Annotated in this window: 21 protein-coding genes; 12 read left to right on the forward strand and 9 right to left on the reverse strand. The window is 66.2% G+C overall.

The features are described 5' to 3' along the window. The first annotated feature begins 4 nt into the window (after positions 1-4). The 4 genes from mnmG to ACNHKD_RS02135 are packed head-to-tail and all read left to right on the forward strand — an operon-like array spanning position 5 to position 4253. Complete coding sequence (gene mnmG / locus ACNHKD_RS02120) at positions 5-1858, forward strand: tRNA uridine-5-carboxymethylaminomethyl(34) synthesis enzyme MnmG (RefSeq protein ID WP_442755484.1); 1854 nt, start codon at positions 5-7, stop codon at positions 1856-1858. Then, positions 1855-2505, forward strand: a complete 651-nt coding sequence (locus ACNHKD_RS02125) for a 16S rRNA (guanine(527)-N(7))-methyltransferase RsmG (protein WP_442755485.1) — start codon at positions 1855-1857, stop codon at positions 2503-2505. The genes mnmG and ACNHKD_RS02125 overlap by 4 nt, the downstream gene beginning before the upstream one ends. Further along, a complete protein-coding gene (locus tag ACNHKD_RS02130; protein WP_442755486.1) occupies positions 2489-3310 on the forward strand; it encodes a ParA family protein in 822 nt (273 codons plus the stop codon). Before ACNHKD_RS02125 ends, ACNHKD_RS02130 begins: the two co-directional genes overlap by 17 nt. 58 nt (positions 3311-3368) lie before the next feature. Further along, on the forward strand, positions 3369-4253 hold the full coding sequence (locus tag ACNHKD_RS02135) for a ParB/RepB/Spo0J family partition protein (protein ID WP_442755487.1): 885 nt from the start codon (positions 3369-3371) through the stop codon (positions 4251-4253). Positions 4254-4359: 106 nt separating this feature from the next. Here the strand turns inward: ACNHKD_RS02135 and ACNHKD_RS02140 are convergent, their stop codons facing one another. Continuing rightward, on the reverse strand, positions 4360-5277 hold the full coding sequence (locus tag ACNHKD_RS02140; protein ID WP_442755488.1) for an OmpW/AlkL family protein: 918 nt from the start codon (positions 5275-5277) through the stop codon (positions 4360-4362). 290 nt (positions 5278-5567) lie between these two features. Between ACNHKD_RS02140 and purL the strand changes: the two genes are divergently transcribed. The 6 genes from purL (at position 5568) to rsmA (ending at position 11259) form a co-directional block, all read left to right on the forward strand. Further along, positions 5568-7874: a phosphoribosylformylglycinamidine synthase subunit PurL gene (gene purL, locus ACNHKD_RS02145; protein ID WP_442755489.1), complete on the forward strand. Its 2307-nt coding sequence runs from the start codon at positions 5568-5570 to the stop codon at positions 7872-7874. Positions 7875-7893: 19 nt separating this feature from the next. Continuing rightward, positions 7894-8124, forward strand: coding sequence for a BolA/IbaG family iron-sulfur metabolism protein (locus ACNHKD_RS02150; RefSeq protein WP_442755490.1), 231 nt, complete (start codon positions 7894-7896; stop codon positions 8122-8124). A gap of 51 nt (positions 8125-8175) precedes the next feature. Continuing rightward, positions 8176-8517 (forward strand): Grx4 family monothiol glutaredoxin, encoded by a 342-nt coding sequence (gene grxD, locus ACNHKD_RS02155; protein ID WP_442755491.1) that lies wholly within the window; start codon positions 8176-8178, stop codon positions 8515-8517. Between the two features lie 240 nt (positions 8518-8757). Continuing rightward, the gene (locus tag ACNHKD_RS02160; protein ID WP_442755492.1) at positions 8758-9000 is read left to right on the forward strand and encodes a hypothetical protein; all 243 of its coding nucleotides are present in this window, start codon (positions 8758-8760) and stop codon (positions 8998-9000) included. A 328-nt stretch (positions 9001-9328) separates the two neighbouring features. Beyond that, complete coding sequence (gene pdxA / locus ACNHKD_RS02165) at positions 9329-10324, forward strand: 4-hydroxythreonine-4-phosphate dehydrogenase PdxA (RefSeq protein ID WP_442755493.1); 996 nt, start codon at positions 9329-9331, stop codon at positions 10322-10324. Beyond that, positions 10321-11259 carry a 16S rRNA (adenine(1518)-N(6)/adenine(1519)-N(6))-dimethyltransferase RsmA gene (gene rsmA / locus ACNHKD_RS02170; RefSeq protein WP_442755494.1) on the forward strand — a complete coding sequence of 313 codons (939 nt, stop codon included), beginning with the start codon at positions 10321-10323 and terminating at the stop codon, positions 11257-11259. Before pdxA ends, rsmA begins: the two co-directional genes overlap by 4 nt. Positions 11260-11338: 79 nt before the next feature. Here rsmA and ACNHKD_RS02175 read toward each other — a convergent pair whose 3' ends face one another. The 7 genes from ACNHKD_RS02175 to fabG form a co-directional block, all read right to left on the reverse strand. Then, a complete protein-coding gene (locus tag ACNHKD_RS02175; protein ID WP_442755495.1) occupies positions 11339-11707 on the reverse strand; it encodes a DUF488 domain-containing protein in 369 nt (122 codons plus the stop codon). A 31-nt stretch (positions 11708-11738) separates the two neighbouring features. After that, positions 11739-12380: a guanylate kinase gene (gene gmk / locus ACNHKD_RS02180; RefSeq protein WP_442755496.1), complete on the reverse strand. Its 642-nt coding sequence runs from the start codon at positions 12378-12380 to the stop codon at positions 11739-11741. A gap of 195 nt (positions 12381-12575) precedes the next feature. Next, positions 12576-13472 (reverse strand): YicC/YloC family endoribonuclease, encoded by an 897-nt coding sequence (locus ACNHKD_RS02185; RefSeq protein WP_442755497.1) that lies wholly within the window; start codon positions 13470-13472, stop codon positions 12576-12578. Positions 13473-13556: 84 nt separating this feature from the next. After that, positions 13557-15692, reverse strand: coding sequence for an endolytic transglycosylase MltG (gene mltG / locus ACNHKD_RS02190; protein WP_442755498.1), 2136 nt, complete (start codon positions 15690-15692; stop codon positions 13557-13559). A 243-nt stretch (positions 15693-15935) separates the two neighbouring features. Beyond that, complete coding sequence (gene fabF / locus ACNHKD_RS02195; RefSeq protein ID WP_442755499.1) at positions 15936-17198, reverse strand: beta-ketoacyl-ACP synthase II; 1263 nt, start codon at positions 17196-17198, stop codon at positions 15936-15938. Between the two features lie 112 nt (positions 17199-17310). After that, positions 17311-17550, reverse strand: a complete 240-nt coding sequence (locus ACNHKD_RS02200; protein WP_281799750.1) for an acyl carrier protein — start codon at positions 17548-17550, stop codon at positions 17311-17313. Positions 17551-17857: 307 nt separating this feature from the next. After that, the gene (fabG, locus tag ACNHKD_RS02205) at positions 17858-18595 is read right to left on the reverse strand and encodes a 3-oxoacyl-[acyl-carrier-protein] reductase (RefSeq protein ID WP_442755500.1); all 738 of its coding nucleotides are present in this window, start codon (positions 18593-18595) and stop codon (positions 17858-17860) included. 445 nt (positions 18596-19040) lie between these two features. Between fabG and ACNHKD_RS02210 the strand changes: the two genes are divergently transcribed. After that, positions 19041-19787 carry an outer membrane protein gene (locus ACNHKD_RS02210; RefSeq protein ID WP_442755501.1) on the forward strand — a complete coding sequence of 249 codons (747 nt, stop codon included), beginning with the start codon at positions 19041-19043 and terminating at the stop codon, positions 19785-19787. A 60-nt stretch (positions 19788-19847) separates the two neighbouring features. Here ACNHKD_RS02210 and fabD read toward each other — a convergent pair whose 3' ends face one another. After that, positions 19848-20792: an ACP S-malonyltransferase gene (gene fabD, locus ACNHKD_RS02215; RefSeq protein WP_442755502.1), complete on the reverse strand. Its 945-nt coding sequence runs from the start codon at positions 20790-20792 to the stop codon at positions 19848-19850. A gap of 99 nt (positions 20793-20891) precedes the next feature. On the opposite strand from fabD, the gene ACNHKD_RS02220 reads away from it, so the two are divergent. Continuing rightward, positions 20892-21455 (forward strand): nucleoside deaminase, encoded by a 564-nt coding sequence (locus ACNHKD_RS02220; protein WP_442755503.1) that lies wholly within the window; start codon positions 20892-20894, stop codon positions 21453-21455. Positions 21456-21479 lie beyond the last annotated feature (24 nt).

The raw sequence follows: 21479 nt of genomic DNA on the forward strand, positions 1-21479 counted from the left end.
TCACGTGAAACAGGGTAAGGAATTCGACGTTGTGGTTGTGGGCGGCGGTCATGCCGGCTGCGAGGCGGCCGCCGCCGCGGCGCGCCTTGGAGCCCGGACCGCGCTCCTCACCCATTCGCGCGCTACAATTGGCGCCATGTCCTGCAACCCGGCCATTGGCGGCCTCGGCAAGGGACAGCTTGTTCGAGAGATCGACGCGCTTGACGGTCTGATGGGTCGCGTCGCTGACAAGGGCGGCATTCAGTTTCGCCTGCTCAATCGCTCAAAAGGCCCCGCCGTGCGTGGACCGCGTGCGCAGGCCGACCGCAAGCTCTATCGCGCCGCCATGCAGGCGGCGATCGACCAGACCGAAAATCTCTTTGTGCTGGAGGCGGCGATCGAGGATTTGCTGGTCGAAGACGACAGGGTTTTCGGTGTTGTCACGGGCGCGGGGGTGGAGATTCGCGCCGTCGCCGTCATTCTCACCACCGGCACGTTTCTCGGCGGCGTGATCCATATTGGCGATGAGCGGACGCCCGCCGGACGTATGGGAGACCCGCCCGCGCTGGGTCTCTCCCGCCGCCTGCGCGCGGCCAATTTCGCCGTTGGGAGGCTAAAGACCGGCACGCCGCCCCGCCTCGATGGCAAGACCATTCGCTGGGAAGGCCTCGAAAGGCAGCTTGGCGACGAGAGGCCGGAGCCTTTCTCGCTGCTCACGACGCGCATCGACAATCGGCAGATCGCCTGCGCCATCACTCGTACGACGGCGTCGTCGCATGAGATCATACGGGCCGATCTGCACCGCTCCCCGCTCAAGACCGGCGCCATTTCCGGTCCCGGCCCGCGCTACTGCCCCTCCATCGAGGATAAGGTCACGCGGTTCGGCGATCGCGATGGGCACCAGATCTTTCTGGAGCCAGAGGGGCTCGACGACGACACCGTCTATCCGAATGGCATTTCAACCTCCCTGCCGCTCGCGACCCAGGAAGCCTTCATCCGCTCGATCCACGGGCTGGAGGGCGCGCGTATTTTGCGGCCGGGCTATGCAATCGAATATGACTATGTCGATCCTCGAGAGCTATATCCAAGCTTGGAGACGAAACGGCTGAAGCGGCTGTTCTTCGCCGGCCAGATCAACGGCACGACAGGTTACGAGGAAGCGGCCGCTCAGGGTCTCGTCGCGGGTCTCAACGCCGCGCGCCTTGCCGCCGGGCTTTCTCCTGTCGTCTTCGATCGGGCTGAAGCCTATCTCGGCGTCATGATCGACGATCTCGCGACGCGGGGTGTGAGCGAGCCCTATCGCATGTTTACCTCGCGCGCGGAATACCGGCTGTCCCTGCGCGCCGACAATGCCGACGACCGATTGACGCCGAAGGGGATCGAACTTGGCTGCGTCGGCGCCGCCCGCGTGCAGGTCTTCCGCCGGCGCGCGGAGAAACTCGCCCGCGCGCGCGCCTTGCTGGAGAGCGTCTCTCTGAGCTCGGCGGCGGCGCTGAAACAGGGCCTGCCGGTCAATCAGGATGGCCGGCGGCGCAGCGGCTTCGCCCTGCTCGCCCTGCCCTTCGTTTCCCTGGCGAAGCTGAGTGCGATCTGGCCGGAACTTTCGGAGATCGACGCGGCGACGGCCGAGCGTATCGAAACCGATGCGCGATACGCGGTCTATCTCGACCGCCAGCAGGCGGATATCGACGCGTTTCGGCGGGACGAGCAACTGGCTTTGCCGGAGTCTCTCGATTACGGCTCGATTGCGGGCCTCTCGTCCGAGCTCCGCAGCAAGCTCGCCTTTCTGAAGCCGCGCACCATTGGCCAGGCGCAGCGCATCGACGGCATGACGCCCTCGGCCCTCACGCTTCTCGCAGCGCGAGCTCGTCGCGCGTGACAAAAGACAGTCGGGCCGCCGCCCTCGCCCTCGCGCCCGCCCTCAAGGCAATCGAGAGAGAACTCGCCATCTATGCAGACCTTCTGCGGCGCTGGCAAGCCACGATCAATTTGGTCGCCCCAAATACGCTTGGAGAAGTCTGGGTTCGGCACTTCGCCGATTCGGCGCAGGTTCTCGACGCGGCGCCGACGGCCGAGGTGTGGGCCGATATGGGCTCGGGCGCCGGGTTTCCCGGGCTCGTCACGGGACTGCTGTTGAAGGGTCGCAGCGGCGGGCGCGTCCATCTGATCGAAAGCGACCAGCGCAAAGCAGCCTTCCTGCGCGCTGTTTCACGTGAAACAAGCGCGCCGGTGGATGTCCATGCCGAGCGAATCGAAAAAATGCTTCCGCGGCTCGCCGGGGAAGTTCAAGCCGTCAGCGCCCGCGCCCTCGCCCCGCTTGCGCGGCTCGTCGAAATGGCGCGCGAACCCTTAAAAAACGGCGCAAAAGGCGTGTTTTTGAAGGGGGAAGAGTGGCGTGACGAATTGACCGCCGCCGAGCGCCTCGGTAATTTTACCTATGAGACAATTCAGAGCCGCACGCATCCGCGCGCCAGATTGATCCTTGTCCATTCACCTTCAGAGGCCAATTTTGACCGGACAAACTAACGGCCAGCGCGTCCTCGTCCTTGCGAATCAAAAGGGCGGCGTCGGCAAGACGACCACCGCCATCAATCTCGGCACCGCGCTCGCGGCGGTGGGTGAAGAAGTGCTGGTGATCGATCTCGATCCGCAGGGCAACGCGTCAACCGGGCTCGGCGTCGAGCGCAAGAGCCGGAAGATTTCCACCTATGACGTGCTGCTCGGCGAATCGAGCCTCGCCGACGCCATCGTGCAGACAGTCGTTCCGCGTCTTTCCATCGCTCCGTCGACGCTCGACCTGCTCGGCGTCGAGCTCGAGATTGCCGGCGACAAGGACCGCGCCTTCCGGCTCAAGCGCGCCTTGGCGGAGCTGGCGGCGGCCGAGCATCACGAGGGCGGCAGGCGTTATGATTATATTCTTATCGACTGCCCGCCCTCGCTTAATCTGCTCACGATCAACGCGCTCGCCAGCGCCGACGCCGTGGTGGTGCCGCTGCAATGCGAATTTTTCGCGCTGGAAGGCCTGTCGCAATTGCTCTCGACGGTGGATCAGGTGACGCGCGCCTTGAACCCCAATCTCTCGATCCACGGCGTCGTGCTGACGATGTACGATCCCCGCAACAATCTTGCGACCCAGGTCGCGGCCGATGTGCGCCGCTTCATGGGCGATAAGGTCTATGAGACGATGATCCCGCGCAATGTGCGCGTTTCCGAAGCGCCCTCGCATGGCAAGCCGGTGCTGCTCTACGATCTCAAATGCTCGGGCAGCCAGGCCTATCTCAAGCTCGCCTCCGAAGTGATTCAGCGGGAAAAGCGGCTGCGCGCGGCTTGATTCCTTTCCGGGCGCGCCGCTATGACCGCGCCCGCGTCCAGCAAGGAGCGTTTTCATCATGGTGGAAGAATCCCGGCGGCGGCTGGGCCGCGGCTTGGCGGCTTTATTGGGCGACGCCGGCGAGGATGCGCCGGTCGAGCGCCCGCGTGGTCAGCGCAAGATTCCGATCGAATTCTTGCGTCCCAATCCGCGCAATCCGCGCACCCAGTTCCGCGAGGAGGATCTCGCCGATCTGACCAATTCGGTCCGCGAGAAGGGCATCATCCAGCCGATCGTGGTGCGCGCCATTCCGGGGGTCGCCGACGCCTATGAAATCATCGCCGGCGAGCGCCGCTGGCGTGCGGCTCAGGCTGCGGGGATCGCCGACGTGCCGGTCGTCATCCATGAAGCCGACGACAAGGAGGCGCTGGAACTCGCAATCATCGAGAACGTCCAGCGCGCCGATCTCAACGCGATCGAAGAGGCGAAGGGCTATGAGCGGCTCGGCGCGGAGTTCGGCTATTCACAGAGCGAGATCGCCAAGATCATCGGCAAGAGCCGGTCGCATGTCGCGAACACCTTGCGCCTGCTGAATTTGCCCGAGGGCGCGAAGGCTCTTGTTCGGGAGGGGGCCATCTCGGCGGGTCACGCCCGCGCCCTGCTTTCGGTCGAGAACCCCGAAGCCGTCGCGCGGCAAATCGTCGAGCAGGGGCTCACGGTTCGCGACGTCGAGGCCATGGCGCAGGCTGCTGCCGGCGCCGCCGCCGAAGGCGATCCGGTCGCTACGGGCAGGAAACCCTCGCGAGCGGAGAAAGACGCGAATACCCGTGCGCTGGAGAAAACGCTGAGCGACGCGCTCGGCATGGCGGTCGACATCCGGAATCACGGCGAACGCGGCGAGTTGCGCATTCGTTACCAGTCGCTTGACCAGCTCGACGCCATATGCCGGCTGCTGAGCGAGTAAAGCAAAAGCCCGCGCCGCCTTGCGCGTCAAGCATGGCGACGCATTGGAATCCGGCGTGAGCAAAAAAAAACCGGCCCGCGGGGGGCCGGTCCTTTTTGCGCCCTGATCAGAAGGGCAGAATTTTCGGAACGCCCCAATCGGCGCCGAAGCGGTAGGTCAGACCAGCCGACACGACGATCGGGTTGATTCGCACCGCCACATTGACCGGCACATAAACCGGGTTGACCAAGGCGCCTACGGGGCCGGGCACGAAAGCCGTTCCCCAGGCGTGAGCGTTCGGCTCCATCATGATGTATTTGACGTCGAGGTTCACGCCCCAGCGATCGTTGAACATATAGTCGGCGCCAGCCTGGCCGACCACGCCCCAGGACGGCGAGATGCTCGCAGAATAGAGGTTGGTCGTGGCTCCGGGAACGAGGCCGGCGAGCGGAGTGCCGGGCATGAAGGGCAGCCAGAAGCTGTTGTTGCCGGCGCGGGTGCCCCAGAACGTCGTGAAGTTCACGCCGACGCCCAGGTAAGGCTGGAAGGCGCCGAAATTCGTGAAGTGATACTGCAGCATGAGGGACGGCGGGAAGACCCAGGTCTTGGCGACGCTGGCGCCGAAGAGGGTGCCCGCGCCCTGGACATGGTGGGGGGACACGCAGCAGATCGCCTCGATCGCCCAGTTCTTCGTCAGATAGTAGGCGACGTCCAGCATCGGGATGACCGACGTGGAGATCGAGGTGCTCGCGCCGTTGAGCACGCTGCCATAGCCGAGGCTGAGGCCGCTCAGCGGACCGATCTGAGGATTGCCGAACACGGCGCCGACGACCGGGTTGACGATGCCGCGATCATAGAAGGTCGAGGTGCCGTCGGTCGGGATGACGCTGCCCACCTTCAGACGAACCTGGAAAGGATGGAACGGCTCGATGACGGGCGGCGGAGGCGGCGGGGCCTTGACGCTCGGCAGGTCGGCGGCGTGAGCGGAGGCGGCGGCCGCCCCCATCGCGAAGGCGGCGAAAGCGCCGCGAACAAAAGTCCTCATCGGAATCCCCTCAGAAATCTTTCTGTCGACGGTCGACGCCGACGCGCCGAGTCGCAGTCAAACTGCCTCGTTTTTGGACGGCAGTATTTGACATACATCAACAAAAAGCCTGTGGACTGATCATTCTTTCCCATTGTGTCACTTGCGCAACATGTCGGCGCTGTTGCCTTGCAGCACGGCGAGCGCTAATCGAGACGCTGCGAAACGCTTGAGAGTCTCAAGAAATCCGGCGCATTCCGCGTCGCAGCGGCGCCCAAAAAAACGCCGCCCCCTGCGCAAGGTCCGCTCACTTGACCGCAACCACGTCCCACGCCGAACCCAAGGTCGACGCCGAACTCGCCAGCGCTCACGGCCTCAGGCCCGACGAATATGACCGCATCCTGAAGCTGATCGGCCGCACGCCGAGCTTCACCGAGCTCGGCATTTTCTCGGCGATGTGGAACGAACACTGCTCCTACAAATCGTCGCGCGTCCATTTGCGCAAGCTGCCGACCAGGGCCCCCTGGGTGATTCGCGGTCCCGGCGAGAACGCCGGCGTCATCGACATCGGCGACGGCGACGCCTGCGTCTTCAAGATGGAGAGCCACAACCACCCCTCCTTCATCGAGCCTTATCAGGGCGCCGCGACGGGCGTCGGCGGCATTTTGCGCGACGTCTTCACCATGGGCGCTCGGCCGATCGCCTGCCTCAATTTGCTGCGCTTCGGGCGCCCGTCCCATCCCAAGACGCGCCATCTGGTGTCGGGCGTCGTCGCGGGCGTCGGGGGTTATGGCAACAGTTTCGGCGTTCCGACGGTGGGCGGCTCCACCGAGTTCGATTCGAGCTATGATGGCAATATCCTCGTCAACGCCATGGCGGTCGGCCTCGCCCGCACCGATGCAATCTTCTATTCGGCGGCCGCGGGCGTCGGAAACCCGATCGTCTATCTGGGCTCCAAGACGGGCCGCGACGGCATTCACGGCGCGACCATGGCTTCCGCTTCCTTCGAAGCCGACGCCGAGGAGAAGCGCCCGACGGTTCAGGTCGGCGACCCCTTCTCCGAAAAGCTTCTGCTCGAAGCCTGTCTCGAATTGATGGCCTCCGGGGCCGTCATCGCCATTCAGGACATGGGCGCGGCAGGCCTCACCTCCTCGGCCGTCGAAATGGGCGCCAAGGGCAATCTTGGCATCGAGCTCGATCTGGACGCCGTGCCCTGCCGCGAGGAAGGCATGACGGCCTATGAGATGATGCTTTCCGAGAGCCAGGAGCGCATGCTCATGGTGCTAAAGCCCGAGCTCGAAGCGCAGGCCGAGGGCATTTTTCGCAAATGGGGGCTAGATTTCGCGATCGTCGGCAAGACGACCGACACGCTGCGCTTCGTCGTGAGGCACAAGGGCGAGGTGAAGGCGGACCTGCCGATCAAGGAGCTGGGCGACGAGGCGCCCGTCTATGACCGGCCATGGGTCGAGACGCCGAAACAGCCCGCGATCGATCCGGCGTCGATCGAGGCGCCGATGTCGAACCGCGACGCGTTGCTGAAGCTGCTGGCCACGCCCAATCTCTGCTCCAAGCGCTGGGTGTGGGAGCAATATGACCATCTCATCCTCGGCAACAGCGTGCGCCGGCCGGGCGGCGACGCGGCGGTGATCCGCGTGAAGGATGGGCCGAAGGGGCTGGCGCTCACGACCGACGTCACCGCGCGCTATTGCGCGGCGGATCCATATGAGGGCGGCAAGCAGGCGGTGGCCGAGGCCTGGCGCAACATCACCGCCACCGGCGCGACGCCGCTGGCGCTCACCGACAATCTGAATTTCGGCAATCCGGAGCGGCCGGAATATATGGGCCAGTTCGTCGGCTGCCTGCAGGGGATCGGCGAAGCGGCGGCGGCGCTCGATTTCCCGATCGTGTCCGGGAATGTCTCTCTCTACAATGAGACGCAGGGCGCGGGCATTCTGCCGACCCCGGCAATCGGCGGCGTGGGCGTGATCGCGGATGTTCGGCAGGCGATGGGCGTGGGCTTCGGCGGCCCGGCGGAAGGGTCGATCATCGCGGCGAGCGGACCGCGTCTTGGACAAAAAATAGACCTGCCCCGCGTCGACGAAGACATTTTTCTCATTGGCGAGACGGAAGGGCGGCTCGGTCAGTCGGCCTATGCGCATGAGCTTTGCGGCCGGCGGGACGGCGCGCCGCCGCCTGTCGATCTCTCCGCCGAAAAGCGCAACGGCGATTTCGTTCGGGCGTTGATCGCCAAGGGCCTGCTCCGCGCCTGTCACGACATATCCGACGGCGGGCTCGCCGTCGCGCTTGCGGAAATGGCGCTCGCCGGCAATGTCGGCGCGGTCGTCGACATCCTCCCGCCGGGACCTCGACATGCGGCGCTTTTTGGCGAAGATCAGGCGCGTTACATCGTTGCGGCCTGGAACGAATCGACGTCGTTCATCCTGGCTCAAGCAGTTGGCGCCGGCGTTCCGATTCTCAAAATCGGCGTCACCGGAGGCGAGTCCTTGAAGCTTCCGGGCGAGGCGCCGATATTGCTGACCGAGCTGCGCAACGCGCATGAAACGCCGCTTCCGGCCTTCATGGCCGGGGACGACAGTGTCTTTTCCGACAATTCATGACGCAAAGAGGACCAAAGAAATGCCCATGCCCGCCGCCGAAATCGAGCGGATCATCAAGACGGCCCTTCCCGACGCCACGGTGGAGTTGACGGCGCTCGCCGATGACGACGACCATTGGGCGGCGACCGTCGTGTCCGAACAGTTTCGCGACCTCAGCCGCGTGAGGCAGCACCAGCTCGTGAACGCCGCCTTCGGCCCGCGGCTGGGAACGGAGCTTCACGCGCTGGCGCTGACGACCCGCGCGCCTTAAAACAGATCATGCCGGAAGCGGCGCCTTGAACGCCGCGAGAAAGGAAAGCAAATGTCCGACATCAACAGCCGCATCAAAAGCGAGATCGCATCCTCCGACGTCGTCCTCTTCATGAAGGGCACGCCGCAGGCGCCCCAATGCGGATTCTCGATGCAAGTGGTGCAGATTCTCAACCATCTCGGCGTGCCTTACAAGGCGATCAACGTGCTCGCCGACGGCGAGATTCGCGAAGGAATCAAGGCCTATTCCAGCTGGCCGACGATCCCGCAGCTCTACATCAAAAACGAATTCATCGGCGGCTGCGACATCACCCGCGAGATGTTCCAGTCGGGCGAACTCACCGCGCTCTTCGACAAGGAAGGCGTTCCTCACGCCCAGGCCGGCAAGGCCTAGACCAGCCTGATCTTCGCCGGCGGGCCCGATGCGCGCCGCTCGACCGAGCGGCGCGCATTTGTTTTTTCAATGAATTCGTCGCCTCCTCCACCCATGCTGCATTCGCACATGGCGCCACGGCGGGGCGGCAATCATGCACTTTTTTATGACATGCGGATGAATGAGACTCCCTGCACAGGCGCTGAGCCCGGCCTGGCGAATCGCCGGCCCTGGCGGGGCGCTCTGGAGATGGAGAAAACCATGACCCTGAAACTCGCTTTCGCCGCCGCGGCGCTGGGCGTCGCGCTCTCTTCGGTTCCGGCCTCGGCCTACGACCGTTATTACGATTTCGGACAGGTGTGGGGCGACGCGATGCAGAAACATCGTCGCGACGAAGCGCTGAGCGCGACGCCCCGCGACGTCATGCGCCATCATTCGCCGAACGTCTATCGGCCTGGCGCTCACGATCCCTCGGGCAATATCATCCTCGAAGGCGCCATGTGAGCTCAGGAGCCGAGAAACCGCGAACAGCAGCCCCGGCGAACCGCCGGGGCTTTGTTTTCGGGGCTCCATGGGACCAGAGGGGCCTTTTTTCGCCTGTCCAAAAAATATTTTTTCTTGTGCAGCGCAACGCAGCGGACGCGAGCTCGCCAGATCCGATCGCGCCGGATCCATGCGTTTCAATGAGTATATACGAATATGCACATTGTTTTTGTCTATGTATCCGGACGGGCGGCTGGGTATTTGATTTCCACGCCGTCCTGCGCGACTGTCGCCCCATGAATTCACCACAGATGCGGCGCCCGCGCCTTTGCGCCGGGACGGGCGCCGGATGACTCTCCCGCTCGCGCTGACCCAGGGCGATCCTTCCGGCGTCGGGCCGGAATTGGCCCTCAAGGCCTATGCCGCGAGGGACGCCGCCGGCCTGCCGCCTTTCTTCGTCATAGCCGACCCGGCGCATCTCGCGCGCGTCGCGCAGGCCCTTTCGATCGACGTTCGGGTCGAGGAGGCGACGCCTGCCCACGCCGCCGGGGTCTTCGAGCGCGCGCTGCCGGTCGCGTCGCACGGGCATGAGACGCGCGGGCTTTTCGGCCGCCCCGATCCCGGCGACGCAAAGACGACGATCGCGTCGATCGAAAGCGCCGTTCAACTCGTCGTCTCCGGCGGAGCGCGCGCCATCGTCACCAGCCCGATCGCGAAGTCCGTGCTCTACGCAGCCGGATTTCCGCATCCGGGACATACGGAATTTCTCGGCGAATTGGCGCGCCGCCATTTCGGCGCCGAATTCCGCGCGGTGATGATGCTCTGGTCGCGGGAGCTCGCCGTCGTGCCGATCACGATCCACATTCCGCTCGCCGAGGCGCCGAAACGTCTGACGAAAGCGCTGATCGTCGAGACGGGCGCAATCGCCGCCAAGGACATCCGGGAGCGATTTGGGATCGCGGCGCCGCGTCTCGCCTTTTCCGGCCTCAATCCGCATGCCGGCGAGAACGGCGCGCTGGGGCGCGAGGAGATCGACGTCATTGCGCCCGCCGTCGAGGAGCTGCGCGCCAAGGGGATCGACGCGCGCGGCCCCTTTCCAGCCGACACGATGTTTCACGCGGCCGCGCGAAAAAACTACGACGTGGCGCTCTGCCCGACCCACGATCAGGCGCTCATCCCCATCAAGACGCTCGCCTTCGACCGCGGCGTGAACGTCACGCTGGGGCTCCCCTTCGTGCGCACTTCGCCCGATCACGGCACAGCCTTCGACATTGCGGGCAAGGGCGTCGCGGACGCCACGAGCCTCATCGAGGCGATCAGGCTCGCCGGGCGAATGACGGCGTGATCGACGATCTCCCGCCCCTCCGCGAGGTGGTCGCGCGGCACGGCCTCGACGCGCGGAAGACGCTCGGCCAGAATTTCCTCTTCGACCTCAATCTCACAAGCCGCATCGCGCGCGCCGCCGGGCCGTTCGACGATCGTGTGGTCGTCGAAATCGGCCCCGGCCCCGGCGGCCTCACGCGCGCGCTGCTCGCGCAGGGCGCGCATGTGGTCGCCATCGAGCGCGACCGGCGCTGCCTGCCCGCGCTTGCGGAAATTGCCGCGCATTATCCCGGCCGCCTCGCCGTCGTCGAAGGCGACGCGCTGGAAATCGACGTCGCGGCGCTTGTCCGCCGGCATCCGCCGTGGCGCGCCGAAGGCGAAGCCATCCAGGAAGCCGGCGGCGCCTTCCGATCGCTTCGCGCGGCTCGCGATGACGGCGAACCGCCCCGCGCGCGAATCTGCGCCAATCTTCCCTATAATGTCGCGACGGCGCTTCTCACCCGCTGGATCGAGGCCGAGCCATGGCCCTCGGTCTTCGACCGCTATGTGCTGATGTTCCAGAAGGAGGTCGCGCTGCGCATCGTCGCGACGCCGGATCAGCGCGCCGATTACGGCCGCCTCGGCGTGCTCTGCGGCTGGCGCACGAAAGCGCGCATCCTCTTCGACGTGTCGCCCGCCGCCTTCACCCCGCCGCCGAAAGTCACGTCTTCGGTCGTGGAGCTTGTCCCGAACCCGGCGCCGCTTCCCTGCGATCCGCGCGCGCTCTCGCAGGTGACGCAGGCCGCCTTCGGCCAGCGCCGCAAGATGTTACGCCAAAGCCTGAAAGGCCTCGACGTCGATGCGGGCGCGCTGCTGACGAAAGCCGGGATCGAGGAGACGCGCCGCGCCGAGGAAATCGGCGTCGCGGGCTTTGTCGCGCTCGCCAATGCGCTCAGCGCGTCGCGCGGTCGGGAATGATCTTCGCCTGCGCCCTCGCACTTGGTCCGCCGTCGCACTTGGCCCGCCTCGCACTTGGCCCGCCGTCGAAAAGGGGCGTTCACGCACGCCGCTTCGTCTCGCGCAAATAATCCCGCAGCGCGACCGCGTTGTTCATCTCTTCGTCCTTTGCCGCGTAAAGAAGCGTCACACGGCTCTTGCGCGCCATGGCGCGCAGCGTCGCGACCTCCTCCTGCGCCTGCGGGGATTGCAGCTCCTCGCGATAGCGCGACTGGAATTCCTCCCAGCGCGCCGGATCATGGCTGAACCAGCGCCGCAATTCATTGCTCGGCGCGGCTTCCTTCGCCCAATGATCGATCGCCGCTTCGTCCTTGCTCAAGCCGCGAGGCCAGAGCCGGTCGACCAGAATGCGCGCGCCGTCGCCCGGCTCGGCGGCGTCATAGGCGCGCTTGAGGAGAATGGCGTGCATGAGAACGACATAGCGCGCCAAATTGCGAGGACTATTCGCTCAGCAGCTTCGCCACGAAGCCGTCGATCTCCCGTTCCCGCCGGGGACGGCGCTGGCGCTCGGCGCGCAGGATCGCGATGAGATCGTCGAAGGAGCGCTGCAGATCGTCATTGACGATCACATAATCGTAATCCTTCCAGCGCGCGATTTCCTTGCGCGCGTTTTCGAGCCGGCGCTCGATCACGTCCCTGGCGTCTTCTGCGCGGCGTTCGAGCCGCGCCCGCAGCTCCCTCATCGAGGGCGGCAGGATGAAAACCGTCACCGTATCGGCGCCCATCTTCTCGCGCACCTGGCGCGTGCCCTGATAGTCGATGTCGAAGAGGCAGTCGCGCCCCTGTGCGAGGATCGCCTCGACGGGCGCGCGCGGCGTGCCGTAGAAATTGCCGTGGACCTCGGCCCATTCGAGCAGTTCGCTTCCGTCGCGCATGGCGGCGAACTGGCGCTCGTTGATGAAGCGGTAATGGATGCCGTCGACCTCGCTGGAGCGGCGCGCGCGGGTCGTGACCGAAATCGACAGCGTGAGGTCGAGATCGCGATCCTGCAGCAGCATCCGCGTCAGCGTGGTCTTGCCGGCGCCGGAGGGCGAGGAAAGGATGAGAACGACGCCGCGGCGCAGCGGTAGGGAGAGGTCCATGGCGACGATTGTCACGAGTCAGGGCAATCGGCAATAGGCAATCGGTCTGTCGCTTTCAACCCTCGCCCGGGGGCGCCAATAAATTACAGACCGGCTTCCGGGCTGCGCTCAGCAATTGCTTGGCGAGCAATCATATGTCGCCTTGAAGCGCAATGGGGCTTCCACGCGATGCAGGCGTTCGATCCAAGCGTTGCGCTACTCGATATTTTGCACCTGTTCGCGCAGCTGCTCGACTTCGATTTTGAGGTCGAGGCCGATCGCGGTCAGTCCGGCGTCGTTGGACTTGGCGCAAAGCGTGTTGGTCTCGCGCGAGAACTCCTGCGCCAGGAAGTCGAGCCGGCGGCCGATGGGGCCGCCGTCGGCGAGGAGTTTCCGGGCGCTCGCGACATGGGCCTTGAGCCGGTCGAGCTCCTCGCGAATGTCGGCCTTGACCGCGAGAAGCACGGCCTCCTGATGCAGCCGCGCCGGGTCGAGCGCCTCGGACGCCTCCAGAAGCCGCGCCACCTGCTGGGCCAGCCGCTGGCGCACCGCCTCCGGTTGGCGGCCCGGCGCGGCGTCGGCCTGCGCGACCAGCGCGCCGATCTTGGTCAGCCGCTCCTGCAGGACGGCGGCGAGCACCGCGCCCTCGCCGCGTCGCGAGGACAGAAGGTCGTCGAGCGCCAGATCCAGCGCCGCGAGGATGCTCGCCTCCAGAGCCGCGCGCTGGGCCTCTTCGTCTTCGGGCTCGACAACTTCGACCACGCCGCGAATGGCCAGCAGACCGTCGAGAGAGGCGGGGCGCAGGCTCGCATGGAGCGGCACGTCGTCGAGCGCGGCGAGCAGCCGGTCGAGCGCAGCGCGGTTTACGCGCGCGGTCCCTTCGGCTTCGGCGCGCTTGGCGGTGAGATTGATGAAGACGGAGCCCCGCGCGAGGCGGGCGGAGGCGGCGGCGCGGGCCTTTATTTCGACGCCGTCGAAGCCCGGGGGCGCGCGCAGCCGTAAATCAAGGCCCTTGGCGTTGACGCTTTTCAGCTCCCAGGCGTAGGCCCACGGCCCGAGGTTTCCGCGCGCGCGGGCGAAGCCGGTCATGCTGGCGACGGCGGTGAGAGACATGGCGGCTCCGGGCAGCGAGAGACTGGCGCGATTTAGCGCGTTTGCCACGCGGATGGAAACAGCCGGGCGGCGCGGAAATTCCGCCTATCGCAGGCTTGCGGCCGCCGGAACGGTCTTGGCGGAGGTGAGGTCCCAGCTTCTGTCGCGCAGCGGATCAAGAGCAGTGCCTTCCGAGGCGTCGAAGGCGCGCGGGCGGACGCGCTGCGTCGTCGTGGGCGCGAGCGCGACCGGGGCTTCGACCGCGACCGTCGTCGTCGCCTCTTCCGGCGAGACTCGGGCGCCGAGCGCGTCGGTCGGAAGCTCGTCCGAGCCCGAGGAGAGGCCAAGGCGGGCGGCGCGGGCTTTCTGGTCGGCGCGGCGCGCCGGCGAGACCGGATAGGCCGCGATGTCCGCCATCTCTTCGGGCAGCGCTTTGCCGTCGGCGCTTTCGCGCGCCACCATGTCGGGGCCGATCGCGCCTTCCCCGCTCTCGTCGCCCGGCGCCTGCGCGGCCGAGGCGAGCAGGCCGGCGTCGAAGCCCGCGCGGGATTTGGGCTGCGCCGCCTCTTCCGTGAAATAGGGTCGCGCGACGCGCAGCTTCGCCATATGGGGCGCGGCGTCGGCGGTCGGATCCTCATGGCCGCCGAGGAAGAAGGCGGCGCCGGCCGGGGAGAACTTGCCCAGACGATGCGCCGCCCCGCCATTCGGCGCCATGGCGCGGCCAGGCGGGTAATCCTCGCCCTGACCGTTGAGAGTCACGAGGCGGCCGATCGGCGCCTCGGTGCGCTTGTCGTTCTTGGGAGCCGCCGGCGGGACCGCGGCGGGAACGGACTGGTCGACCGCTGGCGCGGTCTTGCGATCCTGCTCGATCTTGCGCCAGTTCTGGACGTTGCGCGAATGCTGGTCGAGCGATTCCGCGAAAACGTGCCCGCCCGCGCCGTCGGCGACGAAATAGAGGTCGCGGCTATTCGCCGGATTGGCGGCGGCTTCCAGCGCCGCTTTGCCCGGATTGGCGATGGGGCCGGGCGGCAGGCCGTCAATGGCGTAGGTGTTGTAGGGGGTCCACTTCTCGATCTCGGAGCGCATGAGGCCGTGGCCCAGCGTCGCTTTGCCGCCGACAAGGCCGTAGACGATCGTCGGGTCGGATTGAAGCCGCATGCCCTTGCGCAGGCGGTTCATGAAGACGGCGGCGACGCGGGGCCGCTCCTCGGGCTTCCCCGTCTCCTTCTCGACGATGGAGGCCAGCGTGACGAGCTCGTAAGGCGAGCGCAGCGGCAGATCCCTGGCGCGCTTGTCCCAGATCTGCTGAAGCAGCTTGCGCTGGTCGTCCTGCATCTTGGCGATCAGCTTGGCGCGCGGAAAGCCGCGCGGGAACTTATAGGTCTCCGGCAGCAGAGCGCCCTCCTTTGGCGTCTCCAGAACGTCGCCGACGAGAAGATCCGTTTCGCGAAGGCGCTGCGCGATCTGCTCGCTCGTGAGCCCCTCCGGAATGGTGAGGCTGTGCATGAGCTGCTTGCCGGCGACGAGCTCGTCAATGACCTCGCGCAGGCTCGCCTTCTGCTTGAAGAGATATTCGCCGGGCTTGAGCTTGCTGCGCGCGCCCTCGACGAGAAGCGCGAAATTCATCAGGCCGGGGCTGTCGATGACGCCTTCGCGTTCGAGCTGCGACAGCATTTCCGGCACGTCGCTGCGCGGCGGGAGATAAACGATCTTGTCCGCCCCGAGCGGACCCGGCTCCTTCAGCTTGTGGAGCGTGGCGATCACGCCGAAGGCGCCCGCGACGAGGGCGACGAGCAGGAAGCTCAGAAAACCGCTCATGGCCGAGAGCGTGCCGTCGCGGCGCTTTTTCTTTTTCGGCGGGGGCGCGGGCGGCGCTTCCGGCTGCAAGGTCTGTTTGCCCGTCGCGGCGCGGCGCCGGAAGAAGGAGGAGCCGGCGGCCGCGTCGGGCGCGCTTTCGGAGCGCTCGGGGACGATCTCCGGCGCCGGTTTCGGTTCGGCGGGTTGGAAGGGTTCGGCCTTCGGGGCCGGGTCCGCGACTTTCGCCGTTTCGGACGCCGTGGCGTCCTTCGCGGCGGTCTCCGCGACGCTTTCCGTTTTCGCGGGTTGCGCCGAACCGCCGGGCGGCGGCTCGTTCCTGGCTGATTCGGCTTGCGATTCGGATTTCTTTTCCGCTTCCGGCGCCTTGGCCTCTTCGCTCGGCGTCGCGCCGTTATCGCTTGTGTCGTCGCTCATAATCGTCATCACGCCAATCCGAATCGACCCCGGTCCAAGCCCCGGAAGGCGCTTGTCGCCGGCTGCTTACACTATTGGACATTGTGGCGAATTCAGGAACGGGCGAACATGGTTAACAGTCACGCGCGCCGAGCGAACGGCGCCGCCCAGCCTCTTCCCCTGAAAAATGCGCGACCGCGCGGCGTCAAACGGGCGTTTCGCGGTTGTTCGTCAGGGCCCGGCCCGGATGAACAAGCTGATGAAAGCTTGCAGCTAGCCAAGCTTTCTGAAAGCCAGCGACGCGTTGGTGCCGCCGAAACCGAAGGAGTTCGACAGCGCGACGTTGATCTCGCGGGGCCGCGCGACCTTCGGAACGAGGTCGATCGCGGTCTCGACGGAAGGATTGTCGAGATTGCGCGTCGGCGGCGCGGCGTTGTGCGTCATGGCGAGGATCGTGAAGACCGCCTCGACCGCGCCGGCGCCGCCGAGCAGATGCCCGATCGCCGACTTGGTCGACGACATGGACAGGCGCGGTTCGTTATTGCCGATCAGCCGTTCCACCGCCTTCAGCTCGATCTCGTCGCCGAGCGGCGTCGAAGTGCCGTGGGCGTTGACATAGTCGATTTCGCTGACCGGCAGGCCGGAGCGCTTCAGCGCCGCCTTCATGCAGCGATAGGCGCCGTCGCCGTCCGGCGTCGGGGCCGTGATATGATAGGCGTCGCCGGACATGCCGTAGCCGATGAGCTCGGCGTAAATCTTCGCGCCGCGCGCTTTGGCGTGCTCATATTCCTCGAGAACCACGCAGCCCGCGCCCTCTCCGAGAACGAAGCCGTCGCGATCCTTGTCATAGGGACGCGAGGCCGCCGCTGGACGGTCGTTGAAGCCGGTCGAGAGCGCGCGGCAGGCCGCGAAGCCCGCGACGCCGATTCGATTGACCGGCGATTCGGCGCCGCCCGCCACCATGACGTCCGCGTCGCCCATGGCGATGATGCGCCCCGCGTCGCCGACGGCGTGGGTGCCGGTGGCGCAGGCCGTCACCACCGCGTGGTTCGGCCCCTTGAGGCTGTGCAGGATGGAGACGTAGCCGGCCACGAGATTGATGATGCGGCCCGAGACGAAGAAGGGCGACACGCGGCGCGGGCCCTTTTCCTTCAGCGTCAGCGACGTCTCGTAAATGCCGCCGAGGCCGCCAATGCCGGAGCCGATCAGGACGCCGGTCGATTCCTGTTTTTCCGGCGTGTCGGCCTTCCAGCCGGCGTCCGCAAGCGCCTGGGTCGCCGCCGCGACGCCGTAAACGATGAAATCGTCGACCTTGCGCTGCTCCTTGGGGTCGAACCAGTCGTCCGGATTGAAGGAGCCGCCGGAGCCGTCGCCGCGCGGAATCATCGCCGCGATCTGGCAGGCGAGGTCTTCCGTCTCGAAAGTGTCGATGCGGCGAAAGCCGTGTTCGCCGGCGACGAGACGCCGCCAATTCGTTTCGACGCCGCAGCCCAAAGGGGAAACGACGCCCAGGCCGGTGACGACCACCCTGCGCATGACTTAACTCTCGGATTTTCTCATATCAGTTACGCCCTGCCCGTCGACGCTTCGCCGGGCGGCATGACCCGAAGCGCGCGCCGTCGCGCGGCGCGGCCTCTCAACCGTTCCTTTAGGCGGCCTTGGCCTTTTCGAGGAACTTCACCGCGTCGCCGACGGTCACGATCGTCTCGGCCGCGTCGTCCGGAATCTCGACGCCGAACTCTTCCTCGAAGGCCATGACCAGCTCGACCGTGTCGAGCGAGTCGGCGCCCAGATCGTCGATGAAATTCGCCTTGTCGACGACCTTTTCGGGCTCGACGCCGAGGTGTTCGACAACGATCTTCTTCACGCGCTCGGCGACATCGCTCATTGATTTAGTCCCTGTTGCTATGGTGCGCTCGCACCGGTGCGGCGTTGCGGGGATCGCCCGCTCGCCGTGTCCTCCAAAAGATTTCATGAGCGCCGGCCGGTCCCGCGGGCGGCGCGACGAAGCAGCGCTCGAGCCCTTATGTTACGGGATATACGGCGGCGCCGCCCCTCTCGCGGCGTGGGTCTGGTAACACACTTCGTTTTCCTTGGCGAGAGGGCGGGAGCGGTCCCGCGCCCTGAAATAAAGACCCTCGGTCGGGCGGGGCGATGGCGAAAGGCCGCAGCCCGCGTCCACCGCAGTTTCGGCGTCAAATCATGGCCATGCCGCCGTTCACATGCAGCGTCTGGCCGGTGACGTAACCCGCTTCCGCGCTAGCCAGATAGACGACGGCGGCGGCGACGTCGGCGCCCGCGCCGAGCCGCCCGGCCGGCACGGCGGAGAGGATCCTCTCCTTTTGCGCGTCGGTCAGCGCGTCGGTCATGGGCGTTTCGATGAAGCCCGGCGCGACGCAGTTCACCGTCACGCCCCGCGAGGCGACCTCGGCGGCGAGCGACTTCGACATGCCGATCATGCCGGCCTTGGCGGCGGCGTAATTGCCCTGGCCCGGATTGCCGGTGACGCCGACGATCGAGGTGACGCCGATGATGCGGCCGAAGCGCTTCTTCATCATGCCGCGCAGAGCGGCGCGGGACAGACGGAAGGCGGAAGTGAGATTGATGTTGAGGACGGTGTCCCAATCCTCGTCCTTGAGCCGCATGAACAGCATGTCGCGGGTGACGCCGGCGTTGTTGACGAGAATGTCGACGCCGCCCATCGCGGCTTCCGCCGCCGGCACAAGCTTCTCCGTGTCTTCCTTGTCGGCGAGGTTGCAGGGCAGGACATGGGTCGCTCCGCCGAGCTCGGCCGCGAGCGCCTCGAGCGCCTCCCTGCGGGTGCCGGAGAGCGCCACCGTCGCCCCCGAATTGACGAGGGCGCGCGCGATATCCTTGCCGATGCCGCCGCTCGCGCCGGTCACGAGCGCCGTCTTGCCAGACAAATCGAACATTCTTTTCCTCCCGCTTCCATGCGCCGTCGCATACGGCTGTCCGCTTCGCGATTCCCTTTAACCGGAATTGGGAAAATTGCGAGGCCCGCGCGTCCTTTGAGCGAAAAGAGACGGTCAAGGCCTCGCCATTCGCGTCGTCGGACTCTTTCCGACCAGATCGCGATATCGCGGCGGCGTCCGATGGCGCCACATCCGCAAGTCCTTAACAATTCTGCGAAAAATATGGCTAAGATACTGTAAAACTGTGACGTTTGAGGCGTGGCGCCGGTACAACACCGCCGAAGTTTCGACCTTGAAAGATCGAAATTAACCCTCTGTTGGTTGCTTTCACATCGCGTTTTTGAACAGAGTCCCTTTGCTTGGGGTCCGCATCGCGTTTTTTACGCCCGCCAAGTCGGGGCAGATGCGGGTCATCGAATTTCTGACTTGAGCAAGGGGTTACGATATGAAGACCACTCTTTCCGCTATCGCCCTGACGGCCGCTCTCGCGGCCGGCGCGGCGCAGGCGGCGGACCTCCCCTCCCGGAAGGCGCCTCCGCCGGCTTACATTCCCCCGCCGCCGGTCCTGACCTGGACGGGCTTCTACGCCGGTCTCAACCTCGGCGGCGGCTGGCAGACCCACTCCTCCTCCAACGTCTGGTGGGGCAACAACTCCAACTCCGGCGGCGTCGTCGGCGGCGGCCAGCTCGGCTACAACTACCAGTTCTCGCCGTGGCTCGTGGTCGGCGTCGAGACCGACTTCCAGGGCACCAGCATCGGCAGCGGCGGCGCCAACAACAACTGGGCGATCGCCTGGGGCGGCTTCGGCGGCTCGACGGCCTCCATCAACTGGTTCGGCACGGTCCGCGGCCGTCTCGGCGTGACCTTCCCGGGCATGCCCACCCTGCTGCTCTACGGCACGGGCGGCTTCGCCTATGCCGACGTCCAGCGTAACCTCTGGTGGAACAACAACAGCGCCGTTCAGACGGGCTGGACCGCCGGCGGCGGCGCCGAGTGGATGTTCATGCCGAACTGGTCCGCGAAGGTCGAGTACCTCTACACGGACGTCTCGGGCAACAACCAGAACTGGCTGTTCAACCCGGGCATCGGCCTGAACAACGTCAACAATCACACCCGCTTCCACACGGTTCGCGCGGGCGTGAACTATCACTTCAACTTCGGCTCGGCCGCTCCGGTCCTGGCCGCCTACTGATCGATCTCCGATCGACGACGAGAAGCCCGGCCTCGCGGCCGGGCTTTTTGTTTTTCGGCCTCAAAAGGACCGATACAGGTCGAGATCCGCCGGCGCGCCCACCGAAATCGCCGTCGCGCCGGGCGCGATGCGCTTCAGGAGCCCGGCCAGCACCCTGCCCGAGCCGCATTCCACGAATTTGTCGACGCCCTGACCGGCGATATAGGCCACGCATTCGCGCCAGCGGACCGCGCCCGTCACCTGCTCGACAAGGAGCTTGCGAATCGTTTCGGGGTCCGCGACCGGCGCGGCGGTGACGTTGGCGACGACCGGAACTTTCGGGGCGGAGATGGCGGCGGTCGCGAGCGCGGCCGCCATCGCGTCGGCGGCGGGCTGCATCAGCGCGCAATGGAAGGGCGCGGAGACAGGCAGCAGAATGGCGCGCTTGATTCCTTTCTCCCTGGCGATGTCCATCGCCTTCTCGATCGCCGTCCTGGCGCCCGAGATCACCACCTGGCCGCCGCCATTGTCGTTCGCCACCTGACAACAGGCGGAAAGGGCGGAAGCCGCCTCGTCCGCAATTTCCTTCGCCTGGTCGACCTCGGCGCCGAGCAGCGCCGCCATGGCGCCTTCGCCGACAGGCGCGGCCTTCTGCATCGCGTCGCCGCGAATGCGCAGGAGCCTGGCGGTGTCGGCGACGGAGAGCGCCCCGGCGGCGGCGAGCGCCGAATATTCGCCGAGCGAATGGCCGGCGACGAAAGCGGCGTCCCTGGCGAGATCGAGCCCGCATTCGGCCTCCAGCACGCGAATCGCGGCGAGCGAGACCGCCATCAGCGCCGGCTGGGCGTTGGCCGTCAGCGTCAGCTCATTCTCCGGCCCCTCGAACATGAGCCTGGAGAGCGGTTGCGACAGCGCCGAATCGACCTCCTCGAAGACCGCGCGGGCAGGCGCGAAGCTTTCCGCCAGCGCCTTGCCCATGCCCACCGCCTGCGAGCCCTGCCCGGGGAAAATAAAAGCTTTCGACATGCCTTTGACGCCCTCTCCTGTTCGTTTCGCGCCGCGAGTGGCATTGGCGGGCGCGCCATGTCAAGCTTCGCAAAGGGCGCGGGACAAGGAGCGCAGCCGATGAGAAAGCTTTGCCGTTGCAGCTGCGCGCGGGGGTTGAACCGCCGCGGCGCCCTTGCGGTTTTCGCAGGCGCGGGGCTGGGGGCCGTTTTCGGCGCAGCGCCCGCGGGGGCGAAGGCGGTGGTTTCCCGCCGGCGCGCCGAGGACGAAAGCTTCATGCGGCTGGCGCTCGCGGAAGCGGCCAAGGGCGATTTCCCCTTCGGCGCCGTCATCGTGCGGGATGGCGTGGTCGCCGCCGCCGGTCGAAACAGCGGCATTAAGACCAACGATCCGACGGCCCATGGCGAGATGGTCGCGATTCGCAATTTCTGCGCGTCACGTCCGGCGGCCGGGTTGAAAGGCGCGACGATCTACACGACCGGCGAGCCCTGCCCCATGTGCATGGGCGCCATCCTCTGGAGCGGCTTCGGGCGGATGGTCTACGCCGCCTCGATCGAGCGGCTCTCCGCCAAGATCGGGCAGATCATGACGCCGAGCCGCTCGCTCGCCGACGCCGCGCGTTTCGAGACCATCCACATTACGGGGGGCGTGCTGGCCGCAGAGGCGCTGGCGCTGTTCAAATAGAGACCCCCGTCGCGCCGGCTAAAG

The sequence above is a fragment of the Methylocystis sp. JAN1 genome, from assembly GCF_052186135.1.
Classification (GTDB): Bacteria; Pseudomonadota; Alphaproteobacteria; order Rhizobiales; family Beijerinckiaceae; genus Methylocystis.

Bases quoted from the DNA above. Each gene is read 5' to 3' on its own strand.
- ACNHKD_RS02160 (WP_442755492.1), top strand. From the start codon at position 8,758: ATGACCCTGAAACTCGCTTTCGCCGCCGCGGCGCTGGGCGTCGCGCTC.
- ACNHKD_RS02220 (WP_442755503.1), top strand. From the start codon at position 20,892: ATGAGAAAGCTTTGCCGTTGCAGCTGCGCGCGGGGGTTGAACCGCCGC.
- ACNHKD_RS02150 (WP_442755490.1), top strand. From the start codon at position 7,894: ATGCCCATGCCCGCCGCCGAAATCGAGCGGATCATCAAGACGGCCCTT.
- ACNHKD_RS02175 (WP_442755495.1), bottom strand. From the start codon at position 11,707: ATGCACGCCATTCTCCTCAAGCGCGCCTATGACGCCGCCGAGCCGGGC.
- gmk (WP_442755496.1), bottom strand. From the start codon at position 12,380: ATGGACCTCTCCCTACCGCTGCGCCGCGGCGTCGTTCTCATCCTTTCC.
- ACNHKD_RS02135 (WP_442755487.1), top strand. From the start codon at position 3,369: ATGGTGGAAGAATCCCGGCGGCGGCTGGGCCGCGGCTTGGCGGCTTTA.
- pdxA (WP_442755493.1), top strand. From the start codon at position 9,329: ATGACTCTCCCGCTCGCGCTGACCCAGGGCGATCCTTCCGGCGTCGGG.
- fabD (WP_442755502.1), bottom strand. From the start codon at position 20,792: ATGTCGAAAGCTTTTATTTTCCCCGGGCAGGGCTCGCAGGCGGTGGGC.
- ACNHKD_RS02185 (WP_442755497.1), bottom strand. From the start codon at position 13,472: ATGTCTCTCACCGCCGTCGCCAGCATGACCGGCTTCGCCCGCGCGCGC.
- mltG (WP_442755498.1), bottom strand. From the start codon at position 15,692: ATGACGATTATGAGCGACGACACAAGCGATAACGGCGCGACGCCGAGC.
- fabF (WP_442755499.1), bottom strand. From the start codon at position 17,198: ATGCGCAGGGTGGTCGTCACCGGCCTGGGCGTCGTTTCCCCTTTGGGC.
- grxD (WP_442755491.1), top strand. From the start codon at position 8,176: ATGTCCGACATCAACAGCCGCATCAAAAGCGAGATCGCATCCTCCGAC.
- ACNHKD_RS02200 (WP_281799750.1), bottom strand. From the start codon at position 17,550: ATGAGCGATGTCGCCGAGCGCGTGAAGAAGATCGTTGTCGAACACCTC.
- ACNHKD_RS02140 (WP_442755488.1), bottom strand. From the start codon at position 5,277: ATGAGGACTTTTGTTCGCGGCGCTTTCGCCGCCTTCGCGATGGGGGCG.
- ACNHKD_RS02210 (WP_442755501.1), top strand. From the start codon at position 19,041: ATGAAGACCACTCTTTCCGCTATCGCCCTGACGGCCGCTCTCGCGGCC.
- fabG (WP_442755500.1), bottom strand. From the start codon at position 18,595: ATGTTCGATTTGTCTGGCAAGACGGCGCTCGTGACCGGCGCGAGCGGC.